Source organism: Pseudomonas batumici (assembly GCF_036585405.1).
GTDB classification, from domain to species: Bacteria; Pseudomonadota; Gammaproteobacteria; order Pseudomonadales; family Pseudomonadaceae; genus Aquipseudomonas; species Aquipseudomonas batumici.
Genome location: NZ_CP144470.1, coordinates 3,698,627 through 3,725,624, shown reverse-complemented (window position 1 = coordinate 3,725,624; position 26,998 = coordinate 3,698,627). Strand labels below are relative to the sequence as shown.

Annotated in this window: 24 protein-coding genes; 11 read left to right on the top strand and 13 right to left on the bottom strand. The window is 64.1% G+C overall.

Translation table 11 applies throughout. From position 1 onward, the window contains the following. Window positions 1-6 precede the first annotated feature (6 nt). Genes znuB through zur form a run of 3 tightly spaced genes read right to left on the bottom strand, consistent with a single transcriptional unit; the run spans window position 7 to window position 2,058 of the window. Entirely contained in the window at window positions 7-795 is a 789-nt protein-coding gene (gene znuB / locus NUH87_RS16750; RefSeq protein WP_338521800.1) for a zinc ABC transporter permease subunit ZnuB, read from the bottom strand. Continuing rightward, a complete protein-coding gene (gene znuC / locus NUH87_RS16745; RefSeq protein WP_040062882.1) occupies window positions 788-1,576 on the bottom strand; it encodes a zinc ABC transporter ATP-binding protein ZnuC in 789 nt (262 codons plus the stop codon). Before znuC ends, znuB begins: the two co-directional genes overlap by 8 nt. Next, window positions 1,576-2,058 carry a zinc uptake transcriptional repressor Zur gene (gene zur / locus NUH87_RS16740; RefSeq protein WP_338521798.1) on the bottom strand — a complete coding sequence of 161 codons (483 nt, stop codon included), beginning with the start codon at window positions 2,056-2,058 and terminating at the stop codon, window positions 1,576-1,578. Before zur ends, znuC begins: the two co-directional genes overlap by 1 nt. Window positions 2,059-2,124: 66 nt before the next feature. Between zur and NUH87_RS16735 the strand changes: the two genes are divergently transcribed. Continuing rightward, window positions 2,125-3,045: a zinc ABC transporter substrate-binding protein gene (locus NUH87_RS16735; protein ID WP_338521797.1), complete on the top strand. Its 921-nt coding sequence runs from the start codon at window positions 2,125-2,127 to the stop codon at window positions 3,043-3,045. Between the two features lie 165 nt (window positions 3,046-3,210). Here NUH87_RS16735 and NUH87_RS16730 read toward each other — a convergent pair whose 3' ends face one another. Together NUH87_RS16730 and NUH87_RS16725 are read right to left on the bottom strand one after the other, a co-directional pair. After that, window positions 3,211-4,161, bottom strand: a complete 951-nt coding sequence (locus tag NUH87_RS16730; protein WP_338521795.1) for a homoserine kinase — start codon at window positions 4,159-4,161, stop codon at window positions 3,211-3,213. A gap of 58 nt (window positions 4,162-4,219) precedes the next feature. After that, the gene (locus NUH87_RS16725) at window positions 4,220-4,510 is read right to left on the bottom strand and encodes a DUF2782 domain-containing protein (RefSeq protein ID WP_040062875.1); all 291 of its coding nucleotides are present in this window, start codon (window positions 4,508-4,510) and stop codon (window positions 4,220-4,222) included. 74 nt (window positions 4,511-4,584) lie between these two features. Between NUH87_RS16725 and polA the strand changes: the two genes are divergently transcribed. Continuing rightward, window positions 4,585-7,410 carry a DNA polymerase I gene (polA, locus tag NUH87_RS16720; RefSeq protein ID WP_338521793.1) on the top strand — a complete coding sequence of 942 codons (2,826 nt, stop codon included), beginning with the start codon at window positions 4,585-4,587 and terminating at the stop codon, window positions 7,408-7,410. A 427-nt stretch (window positions 7,411-7,837) separates the two neighbouring features. On the opposite strand, the gene yihA is transcribed toward polA, so the two are convergent. Next, window positions 7,838-8,482: a ribosome biogenesis GTP-binding protein YihA/YsxC gene (yihA, locus tag NUH87_RS16715; protein ID WP_040062872.1), complete on the bottom strand. Its 645-nt coding sequence runs from the start codon at window positions 8,480-8,482 to the stop codon at window positions 7,838-7,840. 180 nt (window positions 8,483-8,662) lie between these two features. Here yihA and NUH87_RS16710 point away from each other — a divergent pair, with 180 nt between their 5' ends. The 9 genes from NUH87_RS16710 (at window position 8,663) to NUH87_RS16670 (ending at window position 19,184) form a co-directional block, all read left to right on the top strand. Beyond that, complete coding sequence (locus tag NUH87_RS16710; protein WP_040062869.1) at window positions 8,663-8,953, top strand: c-type cytochrome; 291 nt, start codon at window positions 8,663-8,665, stop codon at window positions 8,951-8,953. Window positions 8,954-8,998: 45 nt separating this feature from the next. Next, complete coding sequence (locus NUH87_RS16705) at window positions 8,999-9,604, top strand: c-type cytochrome (protein WP_040062867.1); 606 nt, start codon at window positions 8,999-9,001, stop codon at window positions 9,602-9,604. A gap of 207 nt (window positions 9,605-9,811) precedes the next feature. Then, entirely contained in the window at window positions 9,812-10,456 is a 645-nt protein-coding gene (locus tag NUH87_RS16700) for a thiol:disulfide interchange protein DsbA/DsbL (protein WP_040062866.1), read from the top strand. A 9-nt stretch (window positions 10,457-10,465) separates the two neighbouring features. Beyond that, window positions 10,466-11,326: an endonuclease/exonuclease/phosphatase family protein gene (locus NUH87_RS16695; protein WP_338521787.1), complete on the top strand. Its 861-nt coding sequence runs from the start codon at window positions 10,466-10,468 to the stop codon at window positions 11,324-11,326. Between the two features lie 18 nt (window positions 11,327-11,344). Then, window positions 11,345-13,492, top strand: coding sequence for a diguanylate cyclase (locus NUH87_RS16690; protein ID WP_338521785.1), 2,148 nt, complete (start codon window positions 11,345-11,347; stop codon window positions 13,490-13,492). Window positions 13,493-13,584: 92 nt separating this feature from the next. Continuing rightward, on the top strand, window positions 13,585-14,364 hold the full coding sequence (locus NUH87_RS16685) for an N-acetylmuramoyl-L-alanine amidase (protein ID WP_338521783.1): 780 nt from the start codon (window positions 13,585-13,587) through the stop codon (window positions 14,362-14,364). A 76-nt stretch (window positions 14,365-14,440) separates the two neighbouring features. Further along, complete coding sequence (locus tag NUH87_RS16680) at window positions 14,441-16,054, top strand: EAL domain-containing protein (RefSeq protein ID WP_338521781.1); 1,614 nt, start codon at window positions 14,441-14,443, stop codon at window positions 16,052-16,054. A 477-nt stretch (window positions 16,055-16,531) separates the two neighbouring features. Next, a complete protein-coding gene (gene gltP, locus NUH87_RS16675) occupies window positions 16,532-17,863 on the top strand; it encodes a glutamate/aspartate:proton symporter GltP (RefSeq protein ID WP_338521779.1) in 1,332 nt (443 codons plus the stop codon). A gap of 91 nt (window positions 17,864-17,954) precedes the next feature. After that, complete coding sequence (locus NUH87_RS16670; RefSeq protein WP_338521777.1) at window positions 17,955-19,184, top strand: nucleoside recognition domain-containing protein; 1,230 nt, start codon at window positions 17,955-17,957, stop codon at window positions 19,182-19,184. Here the strand turns inward: NUH87_RS16670 and NUH87_RS16665 are convergent, their stop codons facing one another. From NUH87_RS16665 to NUH87_RS16635, 7 genes are all read right to left on the bottom strand, one after another. Next, window positions 19,185-19,817 (bottom strand): ABC-type transport auxiliary lipoprotein family protein, encoded by a 633-nt coding sequence (locus tag NUH87_RS16665; RefSeq protein WP_338521775.1) that lies wholly within the window; start codon window positions 19,815-19,817, stop codon window positions 19,185-19,187. Beyond that, window positions 19,814-20,752 (bottom strand): MlaD family protein, encoded by a 939-nt coding sequence (locus NUH87_RS16660; protein WP_040062851.1) that lies wholly within the window; start codon window positions 20,750-20,752, stop codon window positions 19,814-19,816. Before NUH87_RS16660 ends, NUH87_RS16665 begins: the two co-directional genes overlap by 4 nt. Before the next feature lies 1 nt (window position 20,753). After that, window positions 20,754-21,557, bottom strand: a complete 804-nt coding sequence (locus NUH87_RS16655) for an ABC transporter ATP-binding protein (protein WP_338521772.1) — start codon at window positions 21,555-21,557, stop codon at window positions 20,754-20,756. Then, window positions 21,554-22,699 carry an ABC transporter permease gene (locus tag NUH87_RS16650; protein WP_338526837.1) on the bottom strand — a complete coding sequence of 382 codons (1,146 nt, stop codon included), beginning with the start codon at window positions 22,697-22,699 and terminating at the stop codon, window positions 21,554-21,556. The genes NUH87_RS16655 and NUH87_RS16650 overlap by 4 nt, the downstream gene beginning before the upstream one ends. A gap of 66 nt (window positions 22,700-22,765) precedes the next feature. After that, window positions 22,766-23,788 carry a DUF5924 family protein gene (locus NUH87_RS16645; RefSeq protein WP_338521770.1) on the bottom strand — a complete coding sequence of 341 codons (1,023 nt, stop codon included), beginning with the start codon at window positions 23,786-23,788 and terminating at the stop codon, window positions 22,766-22,768. A 90-nt stretch (window positions 23,789-23,878) separates the two neighbouring features. Beyond that, on the bottom strand, window positions 23,879-25,258 hold the full coding sequence (locus NUH87_RS16640; protein WP_338521768.1) for a pitrilysin family protein: 1,380 nt from the start codon (window positions 25,256-25,258) through the stop codon (window positions 23,879-23,881). 55 nt (window positions 25,259-25,313) lie between these two features. Further along, on the bottom strand, window positions 25,314-26,972 hold the full coding sequence (locus tag NUH87_RS16635; RefSeq protein ID WP_338521766.1) for a Na/Pi cotransporter family protein: 1,659 nt from the start codon (window positions 26,970-26,972) through the stop codon (window positions 25,314-25,316). Between the last annotated feature and the right edge of the window lie 26 nt (window positions 26,973-26,998).

The window sequence follows — 26,998 nt, the reverse complement described above, 5'->3', positions numbered from 1 at the left end:
GCAAGTCTACACCCCTCTGCGTGGCAGAACAAAACTCAGCAGAAACAAGGCGGCGGCCGTGACCACGATGGACGGCCCCGCCGGTGTGTCCTTGAACCAGGATAGCGCCAGCCCGCCGCACACCGCGAGCATGCCGAGCAGGCTGGCGCCCAGCGCCATCTGCTCCGGCGAGCGGGCGTGGCGCTGGGCGGCGGCGGCCGGGATGATCAGCAAGGAGGTGATCAGCAGCACGCCGACGATCTTCATCGCCACGGCGATCACCACGGCAATCAGCAGCATCAGGGTCATGCGCAGCGCCGCCACCGGCAGGCCTTCGACGGTGGCCAGTTCTTCATGCACGGTGATTGCCAGCAGCGGGCGCCAGAGGCTGGCCAGCAGCACCAGCACCGCCGCGCTGCCGCCGAGGATCCAGTAAAGATCGCGGGTGCCGATCGCCAGCAGGTCGCCGAACAGGTAACCCATCAGGTCGATACGCACTTCACGCATGAAACTCAGCGCCACCAGCCCGAGGGACAAGGTGCTCGGCGCGAGAATCCCCAACAGGGTGTCGGAGGCCAGGGGCTGGCGCTGTTGCAAGGTGACCAGCAGCACCGCCAGCAGCAGGCAGCCAACGGTCACCGCCAGGGTCGGGCTGATGTCCAGCAGAAAGCCCAGGGCCACGCCGAGCAGGGCCGCGTGGGACAGGGTGTCGCCGAAATAGGCCATGCGTCGCCAGACCACGAACGAGCCCAGCGGGCCCGCCACCAGCGCCAGGGCCAGGCCTGCCAGCAAGGCGTAGAGCAGAAAATCAGCCATGCTTGCAGCTTTCTCCGTGAACGTGGGTGTGGGCCGCCGGGGCCGTCTCGCTGACCACCGCGCCGTGCAGGTCGTGGGCGTGGTCATGGTGGTGGTGATAGATCGCCAGGCTCTGGGCGTTCTGCCCGAACAGCTCGACGAAGGCCGGATCGCCGCTGACCTGCTCGGGGTGGCCGGAGCAGCAGACATGGCGATTGAGGCAGACCACCTGGTCGGTGGTGCTCATCACCAGGTGCAGGTCGTGGGAGACCATCAGCACGCCGCAGCCGTGACGGTCGCGCAGGCGGGTGATCAGGCTGTAGAGCTCGGCCTGGCCGGCGACATCGACGCCTTGCACCGGCTCGTCGAGCACCAGCAGTTGCGGTTCGCGCAACAGGGCGCGGGCCAGCAGCACGCGCTGCATTTCGCCGCCGGAGATGCTTTGCACCGGGCTGTCGATCACCTGTTCGGCGCCGACTTCCCCCAGGGCCGCCAGGGCCCGCTCGCGGTCGACGCCCGGCACCAGGCGCAGGAAGCGCAGCACCGACAGCGGCAGGGTCGGGTCGACGTGGAGTTTCTGCGGCATGTAGCCGACCCGCAGCTTCGGCTTGCGCCAGACGCTGCCGCGATCCGGCTTGAGCAGGCCGAGCACGGCGCGCACCAGGGTGGTCTTGCCGGCGCCGTTGGGGCCGATCAGGGTGACGATCTGCCGCGGCTCGACGCTCAGGTGGATGTTGTCGAGCACGTTCTGCCCGGCAAAGGTCACACCCACCTGTTCGAGGCGAATCAGCGCAGTGCTCATCAGGCCCCCTGGCAACCCGAACAGAGACCGATCACTTCGACGGTCTGGGCCTCGACGGCGAAGCCGACTTCCCGGGCGCTGCCGACGATCGCGTCGCTGATGGACTGCTGTTCCAGCTCGATGGCGGCGTGGCACTCGCGGCAGATCAGGAACTGGCCCTGGTGGGCGTGTTCCGGATGGTTGCAACCGACAAAGGCGTTGAGCGAGGCGATGCGATGGACCAGGCCGTTGTCCAGCAGGAAATCCAGGGCGCGGTAGACGGTCGGCGGCGCGGCGCGGCGGCCGTCCTGCTCGCTCAGTACGGCGAGGATGTCATAGGCGCCCAGCGGCTTGTGGCTCTGCCAGACCAGCTCCAGCACCCGCCGCCGCAGGGCGGTCAGGCGCAGGCCCTGGCGCGCGCACAGGGCGTCGGCGTCGGACAGCGCACTGTGCACGCAATGGGAGTGATCATGGGGGCGGCTGGCGAGAGGGGTTTTAGGCATGAGCGGCGACGGCGTTTGTGAGAGACGTTATTATGTTACCTGTTCCTGCCGCCTTGAGTGTTCATCGTGCCCCGTCTTTTTGCCTTTTTTGTCGCTGTCAGTGCCAGTTTGTTGATGATTTCCCCGGTTCAGGCGCAAGTCAGCGTGCTGACCAGCATCAAGCCCCTCCAGTTGATTGCCGCGGCCGTGCAGGATGGCGTGGACATGCCCGAGGTCCTGCTGCCGCCGGGGGCTTCGCCGCACAACTATGCGTTGCGGCCTTCCGATGTGCGCAAGGTGCAGTCGGTGGACCTGCTCTACTGGATCGGTCCGGACATGGAAAGCTTCCTGCCCCGCGTGCTCAAGGGCCGCAGCCTGCCGACCGTGGCGGTGCAGGACCTGGCGGGGATGAAGCTGCGTCGGTTCGCCGAAGATAGCCACTCCCATGCCGAAGAAGCCGACGAACATGACCACGATCACCGTCCGGGAACCCTGGATGCGCACCTGTGGCTGTCGACGGTCAATGCCCGGGTGATTGCCGCGCGCATGGCGGCGGACCTGAGTGCGGCCGATCCGGCCAACGCGGCGCGCTACCAGAGCAACGTCAAGGCCTTTGGTGAGCGGCTCGATGCCCTGGATGTGCGGTTGAAGGCGCGGTTGGCGGGTGTGGCGGGCAAGCCGTACTTTGTCTTCCATGAAGCTTTCGATTACTTCGAGGATGCCTATGGGCTCAAGCACGCCGGGGTGTTCAGCGTGGCCGCCGAAGTGCAGCCGGGCGCCCAGCACGTGGCGGCGATGCGTACGCGCCTGCAGGAGGTGGGCAAGACCTGTGTATTCAGCGAGCCGCCGCTGCGGCCGCGGCTGGCGGAAACCCTGGTGAGCGGGTTGCCGGTGAAGCTGGCCGAGCTCGATGCCCTGGGCGGCTATACGCCGGCAGGGGCCCATGGGTATGAGCAGGTGCTGGAAAAGCTCGGCAATGACCTGGCGGGGTGCCTGGAGTCGTTGTAAGCAACACATCCACCTTTGTAGGAGCCGGCTTGCTGCGGGCGGCGTTCCGACGATGAGGCGAGTGAGCCTTGCATCGCTTGATCGGTCGCTATCGCCAGCAAGCCGGCTCCTACAAGGTCGGGGTTCGCCGCGCAATGTCGTCGAACCCATCCGGCGGGTTTGCTCTCAGAGAGCGAACGGCAACGGCATGCTGACCTGCTGGCGCTGCGCCAGGCGCCGCTGGAACTCCATCGGATCGTGAATCAGCACGTCCTGCCCGGCAAAGGACTCGGCGGCAATCAGCCGCGACAGCCAGAAGCGCACGCAAGCCACCCGCAGCATCGTCGGCCACAACTCTGCCTCGGCGGCGGTGAACGGCCGCAGGCCGGCATACGCCCCCAGCAGCGCCCGGGCCCGTTGTCCGTCGAGCACCCCATCATCATCCGAACACCAGTCGTTCAAGGCAATCGCCACGTCGTACAGCATCGGCCCGGAACAGGCGTTGTAGAAGTCGATCAGCCCGGTCAGGTGGGTGCCTTCGAACATCGCGTTGTCGCGGAACAGGTCGGCGTGCAGGTTGGCCCGTGGCAGCGCGAGGATCTGCGCCTTGTACCGACCGATCTCTTCCAGTGCCGCCTGCAACAGCTCGCGCGCCTCGTCGCCCAGGTGCGACATCAGCTTTTCGCCCTCCTCGAGCATCCAGTCCAGGCCGCGATCGGTCTTGCGTTCGAGGATCTTGTCGCGGGTCGCCAGGTGCAGGTGACCGAGCAGCTCGCCCACTTGCGCGCAGTGCTGGGCATTGGCTTGCTTGATGTGCTTGCCGGCCAGCCGCGGTTGCAGCAGCGCCGGCTTGCCGGCCAGTTCGCGCAGGGCCTGGCCGTCGGTGGTGCGCAAGGCATAGGGCACCGGCAGGTCGGCGTCATGCAGGACGTCGAGCAGTTCGATGAAGAACGGCATTTCCTGCACCGGTCCGCGCTCGACCAGGGTCAGGACGTACTCGCCCCGTTCCAGGCTGATGAAGAAGTTGGTGTTTTCACTGCCGGCGGCAATTCCCTGGAAGTCGAGCAAACGACCGAGCCCATAAGGGGCGAGAAAGGTTTCCAGCTCAGGCCGAGCCAGGGGGGTGAACACAGACATGGTTAAAACTGCCAGTACGGGCGCCGCCAGTAAGGCGGCACCGATTAAAGTTAAGGGCTTACTTCCACTCGAAGATCTTCCAAGCGGGGATCAGCATATCCGGCTGGTCCGAGCGGATATAGTTTGCATCAGTTCCGTCGGCACGGACCAGAAAGTAGGGCTTGCCACCTTTGGGGGTGACCTTGATGGCGTACAGAAAGCCATTTACCCGGTATTCCTGGATCGTTTTGTCACCTTCCGTGTGAATCGTCACTTCTGGCTCGGCTGACGGCGCATCCGACGCCGCCATGACGGCCAGCGGCGAGAGTGCAAGCAGGCCGCCCAACAACAGGCGATTGAGTGTGCGCATGATAACCTTGTCCCTTTGTCGTCAACGGTCCGGCTATTCTACCGCCGCACCCGCCGAAAAGGTTGATCGTACTCATGAGCCAAGCCCCTCTCGTCCTGGTGGACGGTTCTTCCTACCTGTATCGCGCCTTCCACGCGATGCCGCCGCTCACCACGTCCAAGGGCATGCCCACGGGGGCGGTCAAGGGCGTGTTGAACATGCTCAGAAGCCTGCGCAAGCAGTATCCGGAGAGCCCGTTCGCGGTGGTCTTCGACGCCAAGGGCGGGACCTTTCGCGATGAAATGTACGCCGACTACAAGGCCAACCGCCCGAGCATGCCCGATGACATGCGCGTGCAGATCGAGCCGCTGCATGCCAGCGTGCGCGCCCTGGGTTTCCCCTTGCTGTGCGTGGAAGGCGTGGAAGCCGACGACGTGATCGGCACCCTGGCCCGCAGCAGCGCGGCCGCCGACCGCCCGGTGGTGATCTCCACCGGTGACAAGGACATGGCGCAGTTGGTCGACGGGCACATTACCCTGGTCAACACCATGTCCGAAACCTCGATGGACGTGGAGGGCGTGAAGGCGAAGTTTGGCGTCGCTCCCGAGCAGATCATCGATCTGCTGGCGTTGATGGGCGACTCTTCCGACAACATTCCCGGGGTCAAGGGCGTCGGCGAGAAAACCGCCGTGGCCTTGCTGGTGGGGGTCAACGGTGGCTTGAAAGAGTTGTACGAGCAGCTCGACCAGGTGCCGAACCTGCCGATTCGCGGGGCGAAGACCTTGCCGGCCAAGTTGCTGGAACACAAGGAAATGGCGTTCCTGTCCTATCGCCTGGCGACCATCAAGGTCGATGTGCCGCTGGAGATCGGCCTGGACGACCTGCACCTGGGCCAGCCGGATCGGGAAAAGCTGGCCGAGCTGTATGCCCACCTGGAGTTCAAGAGCTGGATCGACGAGCTGCAGCGTGAAGCCAAGCGCATCGAGCAGGCGCCGGTCACGACGCCCACGGCGGACAGCGCCATGCTCTTCGACACCGAGCCGGCGGCCGTGGAGGCTGCCCCGCCGGTGGCCGAGGTTGCCAGCCAGCCGCAGTACGAAACCATCCTCGATCAGGCCCGCTTCGATGTCTGGCTGAAGAAGCTCAAGGAGGCGAAACTCTTCGCCTTCGACACCGAAACCACCGGGATCGACGCACAACAGGCGCAACTGGTGGGGGTTTCCTTCGCCGTACAGGCCAATGAAGCCGCCTATGTGCCGTTGGCCCATTCCTATATCGGTGCACCGGAGCAACTGGACCGCGACAGCGTGCTGCGGGCGTTGAAGCCCCTGCTGGAAGACCCGGAAAAACTCAAGGTCGGCCAGCACGCCAAGTTCGACATGAATATCCTCGCCAACTGCGCCATCGGCGGCGACCCGGCGTGCGGCATCAGCGTGCGCGGCATCGCCTTCGACACCATGCTCGAGTCCTACGTGCTCAATGCCACGGCGACCCGGCACGACATGGACAGCCTGGCGAAAAAGTACCTCGACTACGACACCGTCGGTTTCCAGGACATCGCCGGCAAGGGCGCCAAGCAGCTGACCTTCGACCAGATCGCCCTGGAGCAGGCCGGACCTTATGCCGCCGAAGACGCCGACGTGACCTTGCGCCTGCACCAGGCCCTGCATGGGCAACTGGCGGCCGTGCCGAGCCTGCTCAGTGTGCTGACCGATATCGAAATGCCGCTGGTGCCGGTCCTGGCGCGGATCGAGCGCCAGGGCGCGTTGGTGGATGCCGAGTTGCTCGGGGTGCAGAGCCTCGAACTGGGCGAGAAGATGGTGGCGCTGGAGCGCGAAGCGTTCGAGATCGCCGGCGAGGAATTCAATCTCGGCTCGCCCAAGCAACTCGGGGCGATTCTCTACGAGAAGCTCGGCATGCCGGTGCTGAAGAAGACCGGCAAGGGCCAGGCGTCCACGGCGGAAGAGGTATTGGCCAAGCTGGCCGAGGACGATTACCCGTTGCCCAAGGTGCTGATGCAGTACCGCTCCATGAGCAAGTTGAAAAGTACCTACACCGATCGCCTGCCGGAGCAGATCAACCCGCGTACCGGGCGTATCCATACCTCCTACCATCAGGCGGTGGCGGCCACCGGGCGCCTGTCCTCCAGCGATCCGAACCTGCAGAACATCCCGGTGCGTACCGCCGAAGGGCGGCGGATTCGCCAGGCGTTCATCGCACCTGCCGGCTACAAGCTGCTGGCGGCGGACTATTCGCAGATCGAGCTGCGGATCATGGCCCACTTGTCCAAGGACGAAGGCTTGCTCAATGCCTTCCGCCACAACCTCGACGTGCACACGGCGACGGCGGCGGAAGTGTTCAAGGTGGAGCTGGGCGAGGTCACGTCCGACCAGCGCCGCAGCGCCAAGGCCATCAACTTCGGCCTGATCTATGGCATGGGCGCGCAGAAGCTGGGCAAGGACATCGGCGTCGACACCAAGACGGCCAAGGCCTATATCGACCTGTATTTCGCCCGCTATCCGGGGGTTCGCGAATACATGGAGCGTACCCGTGGCCAGGCTTCGGAGCAGGGTTATGTCGAAACCCTGTTCGGGCGTCGGCTGTACCTGCCGGACATCCACTCCAACAAGCCCCAGGAGCGTGCCGCCGCCGAGCGTACGGCGATCAACGCGCCGATGCAGGGGACGGCGGCGGACATCATCAAGAAAGCCATGGTGGCGGTGGATGACTGGCTCTGCGAATCCGGCCTGGATGCCCGGGTCATCCTCCAGGTACACGACGAACTGGTGCTGGAGGTGCGCGAGGACCTGGTGGAGGAAGTCAGCGAGAAGATCCGCCTGTACATGAGCGGTGCGGTGCAGCTGGACGTGCCGTTGCTAGTGGAAGTGGGCGTGGGCAACAACTGGGATGAGGCGCATTGAGCATAATTTGCCGCGACATGACGTCGCGGCAAAACACCACCGAAAGGCCATTAGTTCAGGAATGCGCGTCACTTATGCCAAATAGTTTTTGAAATTTTCCGGAACTAAATCGGCGACGCGGCACTCAGAGTTACTGAATGGCTGGTGAAGCCCTTCGATGCTCCTATGTTGTGTTAAGTGTTGGCAGATATTCCGGACCCCGCCCTAGCGGTTCGGAACTTAGACCCCGAACTTCTCCTCCCCATACGAAGTCCGGGGTTTTTTTTGCCCCCAAACTGGCTGTGGCGCGCTCATGCTGCGTTAAAAGCACGGCGCGAAAGACTCATTTACAGCCAGTAAACTCGCCTTTCACGCCGCGCTTTTGCCTTGCCTGAGCGCACCACAGACAGTTTGGTGTCCGTCTGCCGGGCCTCAGGGGCGAAAAGCCTTATTCCGCCGCTTCCTCGGCACCCTTGTCCGCCAGTTCCATCCAGTCCGCCAGCACCGTGTAGGCCTCTTCCAGGCCCATGCGCTTGGGCGCCGAGAACAACTGGATGCTGATGGTTTCACCCCAGCCCTTGCGGATTTCCGACTGCACCTTGAGCAGGGTGTTCTTCGCCGCGCCGTAGGTCAGCTTGTCGGCCTTGGTCAGCAGGATGTGCATCGGCATGCCGCTGGCCACCGCCCAATCGAGCATCAGCAGGTCGAAGTCGGTCATCGGATGGCGGATGTCCATCATCAGGATCAGGCCCTTCAGACTCTCGCGGCTGCCCAGGTAGGCTTCCAGGTGACGCTGCCAATGCTGCTTGAGCGGAATCGGGACTTTTGCATAACCGTAGCCCGGCAGGTCGACCAGACGCCGATCATCGTCTAGCTTGAAGAAATTCAATAGCTGTGTGCGCCCCGGGGTTTTCGAGGTGCGCGCCAGGCTCGCATGGGTCAGGGTGTTGAGGGCGCTGGATTTGCCGGCATTGGAGCGGCCGGCAAAGGCCACTTCAAAGCCTTCGTCGTCCGGGCACTGGTCGACCTTGGCGGCGCTGAGCATGAAGGTAGCCTGTTGGCACAGGCCGAGAATGGGGTTCTTGAGTTGCATGGGATTTCCGATGTGGGCGGTGCCGGGGATAGACGCGGCAGCAGTGTCGTTTCCGTTTCAGTAGCGCCAGTATATAATGCCGCAGATTTTGTGTGTGCTTTGTCCCGACAGGGGATGAAGCCCACGGTGGCGATACGCGCAGTAGAACGCGGTACGCTTCCAACCCTGAGAAGGTCATTCATGACCCAATGGCTGCTGGCCGCCGGACTCTTGATGCCGCTTTACAGCGCGCAGGCTACACAGGAACCGGAAGCCGTGTACAACCGTGTTTGTGGTGCCTGCCATGCCGGACAGCTGCCGATGGCCCCTCGAAAGGGTGATCAGGCGGCCTGGAAGCCAAGATTGGCACAAGGTATGGAGACGCTGGTGCAACACGTGACCCAGGGTTTCAAGGCGATGCCGCCGCGTGGTTTGTGCATGGACTGCAGTACCGAGGATTACCGAAGCATCATCCAGTGGATGAGCGAGTGAGCCCGGTCCATAACTCTTAACCCTTAGCCGTAGTTGGATTAGCTGATGAACAAACTGATCGTGAGTCTGCTGTTGACCCTGGGGATCACAGGCCTGGCGCAGGCCGCTGGCGACGCCAAGGCCGGTCAGGCCAAGGCCGCCGTCTGTGGCGCCTGCCACGGACCTGATGGTAACAGCATGGCGCCCAACTTTCCGAAACTGGCGGGCCAGGGCGAACGCTACCTGACCAAGCAGTTGCAGGACATCAAGGCGGGCAAGCGCACCGTGCTGGAAATGACCGGCCTGCTGACCAACCTGAGCGACCAGGACCTGTCCGATATCGCCGCCTACTTCTCCAGCCAGGCAGGCAGTGTCGGCGCCGCCGATCCCAAGGTGGTGGCCCACGGTGAAGAGTTGTTCCGCGGTGGCAAGCTGGACCAGGGCATGCCGTCCTGTATCGGTTGCCACTCGCCCAATGGCGCGGGCAACGCCGCCGCCGGCTTCCCGCACCTGGGCGGCCAGCATGCGCAGTACGTGGCCAAGCAGTTGACCGACTTCCGTGAAGGCAACCGCACCAACGACGGCGATACCAAGATCATGCAGAGCATCGCCGCCAAGATGAGCAACAAGGATATCGAAGCCGTCGCCAGCTACGTACAGGGCCTGCACTGAGGTTCTGACGGTCAGGCGCGCGGGGGATTGTCATCTTTCGCAACGTTAATGATCGATTAATCCGCTGCTGCAACGATAAAAGGGTGGCCTTGGCCGCCCTTTTTTGTGGCCGCTGCCGCTACACTATTCATCGAACTAGAGCCCATCCCGGTCTGTCTGAAGTTACAGGTCGCGTCTGAGGCGACATAACATGTCCAGGAGCAAAGCATGCGTAATCTGATTCTCAGCGCCGCACTCGTCACCGCCAGCCTGTTTGGCATGACGGCCCAGGCCGCCGATGTGCCCCTTGAGCCCGGCAAGACCTATGTCGAACTGGAAAAGCCAGGGCAGGTTGCCGTCCCGGGCAAGGTCGAAGTGATCGAGTTCTTCTGGTACGGCTGCCCGCATTGCTATGCCTTTGAACCGACCATCAATCCTTGGGTCGAGAAGCTGCCCAGCGATGTGAACTTCGTGCGTATCCCGGCCATTTTCGGTGGCCCCTGGAACGCCCACGGCCAGATGTTCCTGACCCTGGAAGCCATGGGTGTGGAAAGCCGTGTGCACAAGGCCGTGTTCGAAGAAGTGCAGAAAACCCACAAGCTGGTCCAGCCTGAGGAGATGGCCGATTTCCTCGCCACCCAAGGCGTCGACAAGCAGAAGTTCCTCGAAACCTTCAAATCGTTCGCGATCGTCGGCCAGATGAAGAAGGCCAAGGACCTGGCCGAGCAGTACGGCATCACTGGCGTACCGACCATGATCGTCAACGGCAAGTACCGCTTCGACCTCGGCACCGCCGGTGGTCCTGAAGCCGCGCTGAATGTCGCCGACCAGCTGATCGCCAAGGAACGAGCGGCCAAGACGGCGGCGAAGTAAGGCGCCGCCATGATGCGGCGCTGGGGTGAGGAGCGTATCGTTGGCCTGCATGAGCCCAAGGTCAACGAGCATCACCTGGAGAGCACCGGCCTGCCTGCGGACAATCGCCTGCGCCTGCTCAGCTTCAATATCCAGGTCGGTATCAGCACCCAGCGTTATCGGCATTACCTGACCCGTGGCTGGCAACACCTGTTGCCGCACACCGGGCGGGCGGACAACCTGCAGAAGATCGGCGGCCTGCTCGCCGACTTCGACCTGGTCGCCCTCCAGGAGGCCGATGGCGGCAGCCTGCGCTCGGGCTACGTCAATCAGGTCGAGCACCTGGCCCAGCTCGGGGCCTTTCCCTACTGGTACCAGCAACTCAATCGCAATCTCGGGCACCTGGCCCAGCACAGCAATGGTGTGCTGAGCCGTTTGCGGCCCTGGGCGATCGAGGATCATCCGTTGCCGGGGCCGGCCGGTCGCGGCGCCATCTTCCTGCGCTTTGGCGAGGGGCCGGAGGCCTTGGCGGTGGTGATGATGCACCTGGCCCTGGGGGCGCGTACCCGTACCCGGCAACTGGCCTATATCCGCGAACTGATCGGCGGTTTTCGGCACCAGGTGCTGATGGGCGACATGAACACCCATGCCAGCGACCTGTTGCTACACTCGCCGTTACGCGACCTCGGTTTGCTCGCACCGCAGGTGGAAGCCACCTTCCCCAGTTGGCGTCCGCAACGTTGCCTGGACCACATCCTGCTTAGCCCCAGCCTGACGCTGGAGCGGGTCGAGGTGCTGGCCCAACCTATTTCCGATCATTTGCCGGTAGCCGTCGAAATTCGCCTGCCAGGTTCCATCGGTTCTGATACGTTGCCGGCCTTGAGTAGCTAAATCTCGCGGACGCCGGGCATGAGCAGCGAAGAAGCCGAACGCTGGAAAGAGAAATACCTTAAAAGCATTGAACAACAGGAAAAGCTCGAGCGTCGTTGGGACGCCCGTCTCGACCTGCTTCGTCGTGGGCTGGTGCGCAGCACCCTGGCGGCGGAAGGAACCGACCGCGCGGTCGATCAGTGCATGAAGGAAATGCGCGATATCGTGCGCAGCGACGAGATGGACGGCGCCCTGGCGGCCCTGCTGCCCCGGCTGGAAAAGGCCGTGCTCGACTCCGAGCAGCGCCGCGAGACCCGCATCGAACAGACGAGCACCGCGTTGACCGCGCTGGTGACCCAGCTGCAATCCCTGCCGTTGCCCCGTGAGGTCAGGCGGCCGTTGAAGCACTTCGCCAAGCAGCTTGAGGGGCGTGTCGGTCAGGCTCGGGAAATCCCGTTGCTGCTCAGCGAGCTCAGTGGCCTGCAAAGCAAGGCGTTGATGCAGCTTGAGCCCTCGGTTGAGCCGGCTCGCCCCGGCCTGTTGCAGCGGCTGTTCGGTAACAAGGAAACCGCGCAGGAAACCCCGCTGGGCAACCCGCCGGCGGCGCCCGCCGGGACCGTAGAGCTTGCGGCGCAGGCGGGCGAATCCGCGGTGCCTGAGCCCGAGGCGCCTGCTCATGCGCCTGAGCCTGCGCCGGTGGCGACATCTGTCGTTGCGCCCGCCCCCGCCCCTGTGGCCCCGGCTGACGCAACGGCATCACCCGAACCCGAATCGCCTCGACCGCCGCAACCCGCGATCGAACCCGAAGTCGTGCCCCCGGCCAAGCCTGTCGACGTGGTGGCCTATGCGCCGCCGGTGCTGCAGCCGCAGGCGCCGACGGCGGTGCCGTCCGCGGCCCCGGCGAGCGAGGAGCAACGATCACCGTTGCCAGTAGCGTCCGCCGAGCCCGGCGTATTGCCCACGCCTGTCGCCGAGCTGCCGGACCCGCCTGAAGCGCTGGTTCCTGTGGCGCATCCCGCGCCCAAGGTGTTTATCGACAGCCTGCCGTTACCCCCGGTGATGGCTGAAGCGCTGGCGGCCGTCGATCCGGAATACCCGGAGCCGGACGTGCTGTTTGCCCTGCCCGAATCCCCGGAGCCGTCCTACAGTTCGGTGGCCGAACACATCGAGTCGACGCTGTTGGGCCTGCTGAATGACCTCACGCTTCCCGAGCGGCACCAGGCCCATGCCGAGGCCATGCGCCACCGGCTCGAACATGGACTGAATTGGTACGAACTGCTGCCGATGCTCGATGATCTGGCGGTGTTGATGCTGGCGATCAACGACAGCGGCCAGCGTGACTTCGAGCTCTACCTCAAGCAACTCAACGAACGCCTGGAGTCGTTCCAGAGCAACCTGCAGGCGGCCAGTGCCGGTCATGCCGAGGGGCGCACGGCGGCCAACGAACTGCACAGCCAACTGCGCGAACACGTCGATGGCCTGCAAAGCAGCGTGCAGGATGCCGCGGACTTGGAAAGCCTCAAGCACGTCCTGGAAAACCGCCTCGAAGGTTTGCTCGGCACCATGGACCAGCACCAGCAACAACGGGCCATCCGCGAGCAGGAAGTCGCCGCCCGCCTGCAAAGCCTGGCCGAGCGTGTCGCGCACATGGAGCAGGAGGCCCAGGGCTATCGTGATCACCTCGAGGAACAGCGCCAGAAAGCCCTGGTCGATCCGCTGACCGGCCTGCCCAATCGCGCGGCCTGGAGCGAGCGGCTGGAGCATGAGGTGGCGCAGTGGCAGCAGCACGGCAACACCCTGCTGATCGCCATGCTGGATCTCGACCACTTCAAGCGGATCAACGACAACTATGGGCACCTGGCCGGCGACAAGGTGCTGAAGATCATTGCCGTCGAGTTGCGCAAGCGCCTGCGTCCCGGTGACTTCATTGCCCGTTTCGGTGGCGAGGAGTTCGTCCTGTTGGTGCCCAATACCCCGATCGGCGCCGGGCTCAAGCTGGCCGAGACCTTGCGCGCGGCCATCGAGGCCTGTCCGTTCCACTTCAAGGGCGAGCGCGTGACGATCACGGTGTCGGTCGGTTTGTCGGCGTTCAGGGCCGGCGAGCGCAGCGATCATGCGCTCAAGCGGGCCGATGAGGCGCTTTACCGGGCCAAGAATGCCGGGCGCAATCGCGTGGAACAGGGCTGAGGCGGTTGCATCAAGTAACAGTGCCGTGGCCGCTGTTGTGCACGCCAGTACGTTATGCTGTCAGGATTCTGTCCTCGCTCGTTGCCGCTGCCATGAAACTGTTCCCTCTCCTGCTTTCGATCCTGCTGCTGGCGGGCTGCGCCAGCGGCCCACGAATGGACACCCGCCACCCTTCGGTCAATTACGACAACCGCGTGCAGTTCGTGATCCTTCACTACACCTCGGCGAACATGGAAAACTCGCTGAGATTGCTGACCCATGGCCAGGTCAGCAGCCATTACCTGATCGGCGACGACAAGCAGGCCACCATCTACAAGTTGGTGGACGAGAGCCAGCGCGCCTGGCACGCCGGGGAAAGCGAGTGGCTGGGGCGTACCTGGCTGAACTCCAGCTCCATCGGCATTGAAATCGTCAACCCGGGTTTCCGCGAGACGCCCACCGGGCGCGTCTGGTACCCCTACAGCGAAGCCCAGATCCAGGCGCTGATCGTCCTGCTCAAGGACATCGTCAAGCGCAATCGCATCGAGCCGCATAATGTGATCGGCCACAGCGATATCGCACCCTTGCGCAAGCAGGACCCGGGACCGCTGATGCCCTGGAAACGCCTGGCGGCGGAAGGGCTGGGGGTATGGCCTGACGAACAGGCGGTCGCCCGGCAGCAAGCCGCCTACGCCGAGCAACTGCCGAGCATCACCTGGTTCCAGCAGCAGCTCGCTCGCCTGGGCTATACCACGCCGCAGAACGGCGAACTGGATGTTGCCACGCGCCATGTGCTCGCGGCCTTCCAGATGCATTTCCGCCCTGCCCGCTTCGACGGACAGCCGGACGCGCAAAGTGCCGCGATCCTCCAGGTGCTCAACCAGTCAAGATAACGTCACCGCCGGACGGTTACGGCCAACTCGTCAATCCGTTGCTATAACTCATTGGTAAGCCTTCGGATATTGCCTGATGCCGGCTCGCGAGACGTTGCGCTCCTGGTTCCATCGTCCCTGGTCGCTGGCATTGCTGGCGGCCCTGCTCAGTGCTGCTCTTTTGTTGAGCGGCAGCCTGGGGGTGGCGATGCACCAGGCACGGCAAAACGAAAGCGAACAGATGAATGCCCAGGGAGAACGTTTCCTGGAGCGGTTGGAGCAGCTCTTCGGGCAACTGCGTGAAGGGCTCGACCGATTGGAAGCCCAGCCCTTGCGTGACTGCAGCCCGGCCATGACCGAGACCTTGCAGCAACTGAGCTTCAACTACCGCTTTATCTACCAGGCCTTCTATGTCGACGCCGTCCAGTCCTGTTCCAACCGGCCCAGGCAGGATGCCCAGGTGACCTCCCGGGCGCCGGATATCCGTGGACCGACCTACAGCTATTGGCTTAATACCTCGACCGAGCCCAATGACAACCTGGCAGCCCTGATGCTGGGACGCGGTCAGTTCCGGGTTTCCACCTCCCGCGGGCATTTGAGCGATGTGGTGGAACTGCCGCCGGGGGCCAGCCTGCTGGTCGTGGTCGACCGTGGTCGGCGTGCGATTCCGGTGCTGGGGCCGGCGCAGAGCTGGCCTCCCCTCGGTTGGTCGGAAAAAAAGCGCGACCCATTGGTGATCACGCCGAGTGAACTGATCTATCGCATGCCCAGCCAGACACCGGAATACCAACTGGTGATGGTGGCCCCCCGCGAGTCGGTGCCGCTGCCGCTGGATCCGCTGTGGTGGTGGTTGCTGGCGGTGAGCCTGCTGATTGCCTGTTGCATCGGCGGCCTGACCTTGCAACTGGCCCGACAGCGGCAGTCGCTCAACGGGGAGCTTCAAGGGGCGCTGCGGCGGGGTGAGTTCCAGGTGTTGTATCAACCGATCTTCGAGCTGGCCAGCCGTCATTGCGTGGGGGCCGAGGCCTTGATCCGTTGGCGCCGGCCAGATGGCACCTTGACCAGCCCCGACCTGTTCATTCCCCTGGCGGAAGACACCGGACAGATCCGCCAGATCACCGATTTCGTCCTGCAACGGTTGCTGGACCAGCTGGGACAGTTGTTGCGGGCCAATCCGCAGCTGTACATCTCGGTGAACCTGGCGGCCTGCGATGTCATGGTGCCGCGTATCGGCGTGGTCATTGCCGACTTGTTACGGGCGCACCGGGTCAGCGCCCGGCAGATCGCCTTCGAAGTCACCGAGCGCGGGCTGATCGACGTGCTGGTGGCGCGGGACAATTTGCAGGCCCTGCGCGACGCCGGTCATCAGGTATTGATCGACGACTTCGGTACCGGCTATTGCAGCCTGGCCTATCTGCAAACGCTGCCGGTGGACTGCCTGAAGATCGACAAGGCGTTTATCGATGCCCTGGGCCATGACGCGGCCAGCAGCGGCGTGGCACCGCATATCATCCGCATGGCCCATGCGCTGCACTTGCGAGTGATCGCCGAAGGCATCGAGTCTGAGCAGCAGGCCGTGTTGCTCAGCAGCGAAGGCGTCAATTACGGCCAGGGTTGGCTGTTCGCCCAGGCGCTGACGGCGGTGCAGTTCGTCGAGTTGATCACCCGCGGTCGACGCCTGGCTGCGCGACGCCTGGATGACGAAGCCTAGAGGTGTTTGCCGGTTCAATCCTATGTCGTTCTGACATTAAGTGGCATTTTCAGCGGATCCAATTTCCGGACGTGACCGTACGTCTAGAAATTACATTTTAATCTTCACCTTGTTTCCGATTGAATTTGTAGGACTTTTCTATTTGTTTGGCCTCGATTCCTGGCCAGGCCGCAGAAGAAAAAATGCTTTGAAATGGCCGGTTTACGGCACTTTTTTCGGCTGAAATGTCCTATTGAACAAGGGCTAAACGGTCGTATTGTTAAACAAAGTCCATGCCGATTCGGCATAGGGTAGGCGTTTACGGCATTAGACGTCCCCCCCCTGCATGGGAATAGTTGCGCCTTTTTTCGCCTACCAAAAAGCCATCAGGCTGGTGGGCGATGACCTCCCATGGGGGCAGTGGCCGCCACCTGGCCTGCGTCAACGCAGCGGTGAGGGGCTTCTACCCGACTCCACTTCAAGCAAGGGGAAATAACAATGAAGAAGGCAAAGCTCAGCCTCGCCTGGCAGATCCTCATCGGTCTGGTTCTAGGGATTGCAGTCGGCGCGCTGCTCAACCATTTCAGTGCCGAGAAGGCCTGGTGGATCAGCAACGTCTTGCAACCGGCAGGCGATATCTTTATCCGCCTGATCAAGATGATCGTGATCCCGATCGTCATTTCCTCGCTGGTGGTCGGCATTGCCGGGGTCGGCGACGCCAAGAAACTGGGGCGCATCGGCCTCAAGACCATCATCTACTTCGAGATTGTCACCACCATCGCCATCGTGGTCGGCCTGCTGCTGGCCAACGTGTTCCACCCGGGCTCGGGCATCGACATGAGCACCCTGGGCACCGTGGATATCTCCAAGTACAAGGCCACCGCCGCCGAAGTGCAGCATGAGCATGCGTTGATCGAGACCATCCTCAACCTGATTCCTTCCAACCTGTTTGCCGCCCTGGCCCGCGGTGAAATGCTGCCGATCATCTTCTTCTCGGTGCTCTTCGGCCTTGGTCTGTCGAGCCTGCAGGCCGAGTTGCGTGACCCGCTGGTGAAAATGTTCCAGGGCGTGTCGGAAAGCATGTTCAAGGTCACCCACATGATCATGAACTACGCCCCGATCGGCGTTTTCGCACTGATCTCCGTGACCGTCGCCAGCTTCGGCTTCGCTTCCCTGCTGCCGCTGGCCAAGCTGGTGCTGCTGGTCTACGTCGCCATCCTGTTCTTCGCCTTTGCCATCCTTGGCCTGGTTGCCCGTCTGTTCGGCTTCTCGGTGATCAAGCTGATGCGCATCTTCAAGGAAGAGCTGGTGCTGGCCTACTCCACCGCCAGTTCCGAAACCGTGCTGCCGCGGGTGATCGAGAAGATGGAAGCCTACGGCGCGCCGAAAGCCATTTGCAGCTTTGTGGTGCCGACCGGTTACTCCTTCAACCTCGACGGTTCGACGCTGTACCAGAGCATCGCGGCGATCTTCATTGCCCAGCTCTACGGCATCGACCTGTCCATCAGCCAGCAATTGCTGCTGGTGCTGACCTTGATGGTGACCTCCAAGGGGATCGCCGGGGTGCCGGGCGTGTCCTTCGTGGTCTTGCTGGCGACCCTCGGCAGCGTGGGTATCCCGCTGGAAGGCCTGGCCTTCATCGCCGGTGTCGACCGGGTGATGGACATGGCGCGCACCGCCCTGAACGTGGTCGGCAACGCCCTGGCGGTGCTGGTGATTTCCCGTTGGGAAGGCCTGTACGACGATGCTAAGGGCCAGCGCTACTGGAACTCCCTGCCGCACTGGCGCAGCAAAGAGGCGCTGCCGGCGGGCGAGTCCTCCAAGGGCTGATAGTTGCCAATAGACAAACCCCGGATCTTCCGGGGTTTGTTGTTTCTGGCCCGACCGCTATCATTCGCCGCATCTTCAAGGAGTTCTCTCGATGCTCAATGGCCTGTGGCTTGGCTTTTTCGTGGTGGCGACCGTCTCGGCGCTGGCGCAATGGCTGGTAGGTGGCAACCACGCGATCTTCGCCTCCATGGTGGAAAGCATCTTCGCCATGGCCAAGTTGTCGGTCGACGTCATGATCCTGCTGTTCGGCACCCTGACCCTCTGGCTCGGCTTTCTGCGGATTGCCGAAAAGGCCGGGATCGTCGACTGGCTGGCCAAGGCCCTGGGGCCGCTCTTCAGCCGCCTGATGCCAGAGGTGCCACGGGATCACCCGGCTATCGGCCTGATCACCCTCAACCTGGCCGCCAACGCCCTGGGCCTGGACAACGCGGCCACGCCCATCGGCCTCAAGGCCATGCGTTCCCTGCAGGAGCTCAACCCCAGCCAGACCGTGGCCAGCAACGCGCAGATCCTGTTCCTGGTGCTCAACGCCTCGGCCGTGACCCTGCTGCCGGTGACCATCTTCATGTACCGCGCCCAGCAGGGCGCGGCGGACCCGACCCTGGTGTTCCTGCCGATCCTGCTGGCCACCTGCGCCTCGACCCTGGTCGGCCTGCTGTCGGTGTCGGTGATGCAGCGCCTGCGCCTGTGGGACCCGGTGGTGCTGGCCTACCTGGTGCCCGGCGCGTTGGTCCTCGGCGGTTTCATGGCGGTGTTGGCCGGGCTGTCGGCCACGGCGCTGGCCAGCCTGTCGTCGATTCTCGGCAACCTGACGCTGTTCGGCCTGATCATGTTGTTCCTGGTCATCGGCGCGTTGCGCAAGGTGAAGGTCTACGAGGCGTTTGTCGAAGGGGCGAAAGAGGGCTTCGATGTCGCGAAGAACCTGTTGCCGTACCTGGTGGCGATGCTCTGTGCGATCGGCGTGTTGCGGGCGTCCGGGGCGCTGGATTTCGGCCTCGACGGCATTCGCCACCTGGTGCAGTGGCTCGGTTGGGACAGCCGTTTCGTCGATGCGCTGCCCACGGCGATGGTCAAGCCGTTTTCCGGCAGCGCTGCCCGGGCCGTGTTGATCGAAACCATGAAGACCCAGGGCGTGGACAGCTTTCCGGCACTGGCGGCGGCGACGATCCAGGGCAGCACCGAAACCACCTTCTACGTGCTGGCGGTGTATTTCGGCGCGGTGAATATCCAGCGGGCGCGGCACGCGGTGGGCTGCGCCTTGCTGGCGGAACTGGCCGGGGTACTGGCGGCGATCGGGGTCTGCTACTGGTTCTTCGGCTGATCAGCGCTGGGGCGAATTCTCGCCCTGCTGCACCGCCCAGCCGATCAGCTGCGTCATCAACTGGTCGCCGGCCTGGCCGAAGCCCGCCACCACCCCGGGCACCTGCTTGTCACTCACCGGCTGGCGCACTTCAAAGCGCCGGCTGGCGAGAATCCGCTGGTCACTGCCACGTACCAGTCGCCCGTCGAAACGGATCACCACCTCGGCCGCCTGCCCCCGGTACTCGGTCTGGAACGCCTGCAACTCGCCCCCCAGCTCGAAATCAGACTGCAGGTTGCTGTCGTCGGTGCTCAGCAGCCGGACCCGGCCATCGCGCTGGAAAGCGTCGAGGATCCGGTTGCGCAGCAGCACCGGCGCCGGATCGCTCCAGCGCGAGGCCTTGTAGTGGCTGATCAGGTCGCCCTGGGGCACCACGGCGATATTCGGGCTGTTCAAGGCATCGCTGGAGATCGGCTTGGCAATGCGCAACGACCAGCGGACCGGCAGGCTGTTGGGCGCCGGGATACTGTTCTGCGCCGTGGGCAGCCGATAGACATCCGCCGGGTCCGTCTGGGGCAGGATCGAGCAGGCGCCGCTCAAGGCCAGGCCGACAACCAGGCTAAGCTGGCGCAATACACGAGGGGCACGCCTCATGGGGTGAATTCCTTATTCGTGTCACGGCCCAGCAAGTAGCCGCTGGGGTTGGCTTCCAGGCGCTTGGAGATCGTGCGCATGGAATTGAGGGTGTCACGCAGTTCGCGGATCGCCGGGGCCAGTTCATTCAGGCCCTGCAAGCCGCTGTTGACCGATTCCTGGTTGTTGCTCAGCAGTGTGTTGATCGTCGCGCTGCTTTGCTCCAGCGATTGCATGGCCCGCTCGGCGCTGCCCAGGGCCTGCTTGCCCTGGTTGTCGAGCAGGCCGTTGGCATTGCGCATCAGCGCAGTGCTCTGCTCCAGGGTCGCGCTCACCTGCTTGCTGACCTGGGTCAGCTGTTTCAGGGTCTGGCGGATGTCGTCGCGTTGGCCGGCAATGGCCCCGGTGGCCTGCTGGAGGTTGTCCAGGGTCTGGCTGACCTGGTCGACGTTTTTCTGCGAGAGCATTTCGTTGGCGTTGTGCAGCAGCAGGTTGATCCCGCTCATCAGGTCGCTGCTGTCGTTGAGCAGGCGTGAGATGGGTGACGGGGTGGCGATGATCTGCGGCAGGTTGCCGTCCTTGCCCTTGAGCTCGGGACTCTGCGGCGTGCCTTCGCTGAGCTGGATCAGCGAGGTGCCGGTGATACCGGTCAGGGCCAGCTTGGCCTGGGTGTCTTCCTTGACCGGCGTGTCGCCGGCCAGGCGGATGCGGGCCAGCACCCGACGCGGGTCTTTCGGGTCGAGGCTCAGTTGCAGCACATCGCCGACCTTGATCCCGCTGTATTGCACCGGGCTGCCCTTGGACAGGCCGCTGACGGCCTCGTTGAAGACCACCTCATAGTCCTTGAACGCCGTATCGACGCTGGACTTGGCCAGCCACAGGCCGAACAGCAACGCCCCCAGTACCACCAGGACGCTGAACAGGCCGATCATCACATGATGGGCACGGGTTTCCATTTTATCCCTCCTTGTGCGGGGTTACCGCGTCTAATGCGGCGCGGCCACGCGGGCCATGGAAGTATTCGTGAATCCACGGATCCTCGGTTTCGGCGACCCGGTCGATGGCATCGGCCACCAGCACGCGCTTGTGCGCCAGCACCGCCACCCGGTCGGTGATGGTGTACAGCGTGTCCAGGTCGTGGGTGACCAGGAATACGCTCAGGCCCAGGGCGTCGCGCAGGGTCAGGATCAACTGGTCGAAGGCCGCCGCGCCGATGGGGTCGAGGCCGGCGGTGGGCTCGTCGAGAAACAGGATGTCCGGGTCCAGCGCCAGGGCGCGGGCCAGGGCGGCGCGCTTGATCATGCCGCCGGACAGCGAGGCCGGGTACTTGTTCGCCGCCGACAGCGGCAGGCCGGCCAGGGCCAGCTTGACCGCCGCCAGGTGCTCGGCATCGCGTCGACTGAGGCCGGCGTGTTCGATCAATGGCAGGGCGACGTTCTCGGTGACCGTGAGCGAGGAAAACAGCGCGCCCATCTGGAACAGCACGCCGAAGCGTCGTTCGACCTGGGAGCGCGCCTGTTCCGGGAGACTGCGCAGGTCCTGGCCGAACACCCGCACGCTGCCCTCGTTGGGTTTGCGCAGGCCGATGATGCTGCGCAGCAGCACCGACTTGCCACTGCCGGAACCGCCGACCACGGCGAGGATTTCGCCCCGGTACAGGTCCAGGTCGAGGTTCTCGTGGATGCTCTGGCTGCCGAAACGATTGCACAGCCCGCGCACTTCGATCACCGCCTCGCTCGGCGCCCGTGGCGGCCGGCTCACCAGCCCATCTCCATGAAGAACAAGGCGGCGACGGCATCCAGCATGATCACGATAAAGATCGACTGCACCACGCTGGAGGTGGTGTGGGCCCCGACCGACTCGGCGCTGCCGCTGACCTTGAAGCCTTCCAGGCAGCCGACGGCGGCGATCAGGAAGGCGAAGAGCGGCGCTTTGACCAGGCCCACGAAAAAATGCTGGATGCCGATATCGGCCTGCAACAAGGACAGGAACATTGCCGGCGAGATCCCCAGCGCCAAGGCGCAGACCACGCCGCCGCCGACAATGCCGCAGAGCATCGCCAGGAACGTCAGCATCGGCAGGGCGATCAGCAGGGCCAGGACCCGTGGCAGCACCAGCAGCTCCATGGGGTCCAGGCCCAGGGTACGAATGGCGTCGATCTCCTCGTTGGCCTTCATCGAGCCGATCTGCGCGGTGAAGGCGCTGGCGGTACGACCGGCCATGAGGATGGCGGTGAGCAGCACACCGAATTCGCGCAGGAAGGAGAACGCCACCAGGTCCACGGTGAAGACGCTGGCACCGAAGCTTTTCAGCACCGTGGCCCCGAGAAACGCCACCACGGCGCCCACCAGGAAGGTCAACAGCGCGACGATGGGCGCGGCGTCCAGGCCGGTCTGTTCGATATGGGCGACGGTCGGGGTGATCCGCCAGCGCCGCGGATGAAAGAGGCCGCGTACCAGGGTTTCCAGGATCAGGCCGATAAAGCCCAGCAGTTGCAGGGTGTCTTGCCAGACGAGATCGACGGCCCGGCCGATGCGCACGAGCAATTGGATGCCTGCCGCCACTTCGGGCTCGCGGACCGGTTCGCAGAAATCCGCCAGCGAGCAATACACGGTTTGCAGCAGGGCCCGCTCGGGGGCTCCGAGGCGACAGTTCGGGTGCTCGGCCGAGCGGCCGAGACGTTCGGCACCCAGCAGCTCCACCAGCAGCGAAGCGCCGGCGGTGTCGAGGGCGCCGAGGTCATTGAGGTCGATGTCGGTGCTGGCGTCGTACTGCCCGAGCAGATGAGCGGCGCGCTGTTTCAGGTCGGCGTAATGGGCCAGCGTCCAGTCACCGCTGATCCGCAGGCGCGCAGGACTGCTCGAGGTATCCAGTTGGGCGGTGCCGGCTGTTGCGCTAATGATCGACGACTCCGTGCTTAACAGGCATAGGTACTGGCGTCTGTAATAGCACGATCCGACTCCTGATCTCTAGTGAGAGTGTGCTGTGTCCGTTACCTTGATGCGCAGCACGCCGAGCATCTGGCCGTCCTCGGTGAGCACCCGCACCTGCCAGTTGCCGGTGGGGTCGGCCGGGAAGTTCTGTTTGTGCGACCACGCACGATAGCCCTCCTTGCGGCCGCCATGGATATCCAGGGCGATGCGGTCGACCTCCTGGCCGTTGAACTGCCAGACATGGTAGATCCGCTCGTCCAGTCCGCGCGGTGCGTTGATCGCGGTATAGGCGTAGAGCCCGTCCTTGCGCACCTGACTGGTGCTGACTTCGTCCAGGCCTTCGCCCGGGGTGCGGTCCTGCAACTCGGTGGTCACCGCGACCTGGGTCATCCACAGGGTCGCCGGCGGCACCCAGGAGCGCAGGAACCAGCCCGCGCTGCCAATCGCCAGGGTCACACCAACCAGCATCAAGCCGCCGCGCCAACTGCGCAGCGGCAGGCTCACCGCCAGGCTGGGGATCGACAGCAGCAGCGCGGTGCCCAGGGCCAGCTGGTAACTCTGGGCGGTGGTCAGGTGCAGGATGATCGGCAGCGCGGTGAGCAGCGCGGCGAACAGGGTCAGGGTGTGCAGCCCGAGCAGCAGCCAGCGTTTGGGCGAGAGCCAGTCGTAGTACAGCGGGTCGATGATCGAGACCAGCGCCGCCGCGCCGAGCAGGCCGGTGAACACCAGTTGGCCGCTGTTCCAGGTGGTGGTGATGAAAAAGAACGGCAGGACGAAGGACAGGCTTTCCTGGTGGATCATCTGCGTGGCATAGCGCAGCAGCGGTTCGGGGATGTCGCGCTTGAACACCCGGCTGAAAAACTGCGTGAAGACGTTTTCCAGCATCAGCCAGAGCCAGCTCACCAGCAGGATCACCGCGATCCAGCTGGCCATGCTCTGCTGGCGATCGACCAGGATGAAGCTGCCGATACCGGAGCAGAAACCGAAGGCGGCGATGACCCCGGGATAGCGCTTCATCAGTGCAAGGGGGCGCTGGATAGCCAGGGTCCAGTTCGGCATTCGGTGGTTCACAGTCCGGGCGGTTGAAAGATCGCGACACAATACCGTTTCAGGCGCGATTAGTCGTGCCGCTGATGGCCTTTTCATGGCCTAGCGGCGTCGATACGCTCGCCAGCGCAGCAGCCCGATCAGCATCAAGCCCGCCAGGGCGGCACCCAGGCCGACGAGTTGCTCATCGCTGAGCAACGGCTTTTCAATCCGCAGGTAGCCCGGCTGCTTGAACAACTGGCGCAGCGCCTGGTTGGCCTGCTCGAGCGTCACCGCCCGCAGGGCCTGGGCCGGGTCGGAAAAATGGCCGTCCTCATAATCCCCCAGGGCGCCCCAGTAATAGTCGGCCAGGGCGCTGTTGCCCTGCACGGCCCAGGCCTGGCGGGCGATGGCGGCCTGTTGCAGGCGCTCGAAGGTCTCCGGGTCGAGGCCGTCCTTCAGCAACTGCGCCTTGAGCTGCTCCAGTACCTGTCGGGCCTCGTCCAGGTCGTCGCGCTCGACATCGGCATTGACGCTGAAGAAGCCGACGCCGCCGAGCACTTCGCGTTCACTCCAGGGGCCGTAGGACAGGCTGTGATCCAGGCGCAAGCGCCGGTACAGCGCCCAGTCCAGATAGTCCTTGAGCAGGTCCAGGGTTTCGTCGGGCTGGCCTTCCAGTACCGGCTCCGGGAACAGCCAGTGCAGTTTCGCCCCATTGCCGACCCAGCCGCGCGGCAGATCGCGTTGCGCGGCGGCGGCCCGGCCATGGATTTCCGGTAGCGGCGGGTGGTCGTTGGGTTCGATCGGTTCCAGCGCGCCGAAGGCCCGGTCCAGGTAAGCCGGGAGCAGGCGGTCCAGTTCGCCGACCATGATCAGGGTCATGTTGTTCGGTGCGTACCAGTTCTTGCGCACGGCCTCCAGCTGTTCGCGGGTCAGGTGCCGGACATCCGCGCGTTCGGCGCATTTGAGCCCCAGCTCCACCGCCAGCTGGTTGCTGGCGGTATGACCGAGGTCCTGGATGTCGAGCCAGCGCTGCAAATGCGAGTAATGGCCGCCCTCCTCGCGTTCCACCACCTGCTTGGCGGCCGCGATGGCGCTATCGCTGAACTCGGTGCGCGTCAGTATCTCCAGCAGCAGGTCGAGAATCTTGCGCTGGTTTTGCGCCGGGGCCTCGATCACGAAGGTGGTGTCGGCGTTGCTGGTGTAGGCGTTCCATTCACCGCCCAGGGCCTGCATGCGTTCTTCCAGCCCGCCTTCGCCGCTGGCGTCGACGCCACTGAACAGCAAGTGTTCGAGCAGGTGCGGCAGCTCCTTGTCGGCGCAGGAGAAATCGTCAAAACCGACGCCCACCACCAGGCGGATCGCCACATGACCGCGTTCGCTGCCGGGTTTGAGCAGCAGTTGCAGGCCATTGGGTAATTGATAGCCCTCGATCTGGAAGCGATCGAGGGCGCCGGCATAAAGGGTATTGAGCAACAGGCAAACGAACAGCAGGCAACGCATAAGCATTTTCCGAAGGCAGGCTCCCGGGCACAGACAATGATCAAGCCCCGGACGTTCAGGACGACTGGCTGATGTCGTCGAGGTCTTCCGAGGCCAATGCACCGGTCTCGGCGGCTTCCAGCACCGCATAGGCGCTGCCGCAGAATAGCGAATTCAGGCGTTTCATGTCGGCAATCAGCTCCAGGTGCAGCGAGCTGGTTTCCAGGCTCTGCACGATTCCGCGCTGCAGGCGACTGACGTGGGCGTGGGCCAGGCGCCGTTCCTGGGCGCGGAAGCGGCGTTTTTCCCGCAGCAGTTGCCGGGCGCTGTGGGGATCGGCGCCGAGGAACACCGTGAGGCCCAGGCGCAGGTTTTCGATCAGTTGCCGGTGCAGCCCGGCCAGTTCCTCCAGGCCATCCTCGGAAAACGAGCGACGTTGCGAGGTCTTCTGCCGTTGCACCTTGCGCAGCATCTGCTCGATCAGGTCCGCCGCTAGCTTCAGGTTGACCGCCAGTTCGATGATTTCCGCCCAGCGCCGGCTGTCGTGGTCACCGAGGTCCTCGCGGGGCATCTGCGCCAGATAGAGTTTGACCGCGCTGCAGAGCACCTCGACGTCGTCGCTCAGGCGGCGCATCTCGATGGCGATGGCGGTCTGCTTGCCGTTGAGCACATTGAGCATGGCCTCGAGCATGCTGTCGATCAGGTCGCCGATGCGCAGGGTTTCCCGCACCGCGTTGGACAGCGCCAGGCTGGGGGTGTCGAGGGCGGTGGGGTCGAGATGACGGGGCTTGGCCTTGGTACTGGCCTCGGGCCGTTCCGGCAGCAGCCAGGCACAGAGCCGGGCCATCGGACCGGTACTGGGCAGCAGCACCAGGCAGCGCACGCTGTTGTAGAGCAGGTGGAAGCCGATGACGAGCTCCTGGCGGCTGAAGTCGAGGCCGTCGAGCCAGTGCGCCAGGGGCTTGAGCGCCGGGATGATCAACAGCAGGCCGATCAGCTTGTACAGCAGGCTGCCGAGGGCCACCTGGCGACCGGCGGCGTTCTGCATGCTGGTGCCGAGGAAGGCCAGCACCCCGCTGCCGATGTTCGCGCCGATCACCAGGCCGATGGCCACCGGCAGGCCGATCACCTTGGCGCCGGCCAGGGTGGCGGTCAGCAGCACGGCGGCCAGGCTGGAGTAGGAAATCATCGCGAACAGCGCGCCCACCAGCGCATCGAGGAGGATATCGCCGGTCAGGGAGGCGAACAGCACTTTCACCCCTTGGGCATGGGTGATGGGCGCGGCGGCTTCGACGATCAGTTGCAGGGCGAGGATGATCAGCCCCAGGCCGATGCCGACGCGACCGAGCTGGCCGGCACGGGTCTGCTTGCGCGAGAGGAAAAAGATCACCCCGAGGAAAATCAGCAGCGGCGACAGCCAGGACAGGTCGAAGGTCAGCACCCGGGCCATCAGCGCGGTCCCGACGTCGGCACCGAGCATGATTGCCAGGGCCGGCGTCAGCGTCATCAGGCCCTGGCCGACGAAGGAGGTCACCAGCATGGCGGTGGCGTTGCTGCTCTGCACCATGGCGGTGACCAGGATCCCGGCGAGGAAGGCCAGCGGGCGCCTGGACATGTTGCGGCCGATGAGATGGCGCAGGTTCGAACCGTACACCCGCAGGATGCCGGTGCGGACGATGTGCGTGCCCCAGACCAGCAGGGTCACGGCGGAAAGCAGATCGAGCAGGGTCAGCATGGAGGGCCCCCTGGGATGATCGGTGC